Here is a 2,003-nt window from a genome sequence, read left to right as displayed (position 1 = left end):
CGCGAACCCGCGAACCGCTCATCCGCCAGCCACTCCTGCACAGCACCCAGCACCTGAGCAGTGGACGCACGCACGGCTTCCAGAACGCCGGTCGCGGGCGAGGCGACGACGTACACGGCCGCCTCGGGGACCGCGCCGCCCTCGGCGACGGCCGCCTTCGCATCGGCCAGGGCGACCAGCGCGGGCCTCGTCGACTGGTCCGATGAAAGCGACAGCGCTTCGGGCACGAGGTGCGCGATCGACTGAACCTTCCACTCCACCTGGAGCAGCGATTCGGCGTGACGGGCGGCGGGGTCGAGCAGCTCGGCGGAGACGGGCCGTACGGCCAGCGACTCCACCGACAGCGCAAGGGCTCCGGTGGCGTCGGCGATGGTCAGCGCGACGGATCCACCGCGCGTACGGGAGATGCGCACCCGCACGCTCTTCGTGCCGGCGATGTGCAGCCGCACGCCGGACCAGGAGAACGGCAGGACCGTCTGCCCGCCATCCCCCGCCACGAGCTGCGCGTGCAGAGCGGCGTCCAGCAGCGCCGGGTGGACACCGAACCGAACCGCCTCACCATGAGCGTGCTCGGGCAGCGTGACCTCGGCGAAGACCTCGTCCTCGCGCCGCCAGACGGCCTGGAGGCCCTGGAAGACCGGTCCGTACGCGTAGCCCATGCCGAGCAGCACGTCGTACGCGTCCACGGTGTCGAGCTCGGCCGCGCCGGCCGGCGGCCACTGCTCCAGCCCGGCCTCCGGCAGGGGCGTGGACTCGGCGGTAAGGGCGCCTTCGGCGTGCGCCACCCACTCGCCCGCGTTCTCGTCGTCGGCGCTCGCGGCTCGGGAGTGGATGGAGATGGGACGCGCACCAGAGGCGTCCTGCGCACCGACCAGCACCTGGACCTGCCTGCCACCTTCCGCGGGCAGCAGCAGCGGGGCACGCAGAGTGAGTTCCTGGACGACCGGGGCGCCCACCTCCTCGCCGGCGCGCAGTGCCAGCTCCAGGAACGCCGTACCAGGGAGCAGAACCGTGCCGTTGACGACGTGGTCGGCCAGCCAGGGTTGCGCGGCCACCGACAGCCGGCCGCTGAACACCACCGACTCGCCGCCGGCCACCTCGGTCGCCGCACCGAGCAGCGGGTGGTCGACGGACGCGAGCCCGACCGCGTCCACGTTCCCGGCGGCGGCGCGCGCCGTCATCCAGTACCGCTGGTGCTGGAAGGCGTAGGTGGGCAGATCCAGCGGGGCGCGGCCGGCGGAACCGAGGACCGCCTCCCAGTCGAGGGTGAGACCGCGGGTGTGTAGGTGGCCCAGCGCCTGGACTAACGCGCGCACCTCGTCCCGGTCCTTACGCACCGCAGGCACCAGCAACGCCATCTCGTCGGCGTCCAGGCTCTGCTGCGCCAGCGCGGTCAGCGTCGCATCCGGACCCACCTCGACAAAGACCGTCGCCCCCGCAGCGCGTGCCGCGGAGACCCCGTCGGCGAACCGCACCGCCTCCCGGACATGCCGCACCCAATACCCCGGATCGGCCAAAAGTCCCGGCTCCGCAACCTGCCCGGTCACGTTCGACACCACCGGGATCAACGGCTCAGCGAAGACCAGCGACGACACCACGTCCCGGAACTCCGCCAGCATCGGCTCCATCAACGGCGAATGGAACGCATGCGACACCCGCAGCCTGCGCGTACGCACGCCCTTCTCCGCCAGCACACCGGCGATCTCCTCGACCACCTTCTCGGCACCGGAGACCACCACCGCCGACGGACCGTTCACCGCCGCGACCCCGACCTCGCCCTCCCGGCCGGCCAGCAACGGCAGCACATCCTGCTCCGAAGCGGCCACCGCCAGCATCGCGCCACCCGACGGCAACGCCTGCATCAACCGGGCCCGAGCCGCCACCAGCGCACACGCATCCGCCAGCGACAACACCCCCGCCACATGAGCAGCGGCGATCTCACCCACCGAATGACCGGCCAGCACATCCGGCCGCACACCCAGCGACTCCAGCAACCGGAACAA

The 2,003-nt window shown here is 72.1% G+C and carries 1 protein-coding gene; it reads right to left on the bottom strand.

Translation table 11 applies throughout. The features are described 5' to 3' along the window. The coding region (locus IEY93_RS34455) for an acyltransferase domain-containing protein (protein ID WP_189167360.1) at positions 1-2,003 on the bottom strand (2,003 nt) is incomplete at both ends.

Origin of the sequence: Sphaerisporangium melleum, from assembly GCF_014646695.1 — a bacterium.
Taxonomy (GTDB): Bacteria; Actinomycetota; Actinomycetes; order Streptosporangiales; family Streptosporangiaceae; genus Sphaerisporangium; species Sphaerisporangium melleum.
This window is presented reverse-complemented; position numbering and strand designations above follow the sequence as displayed.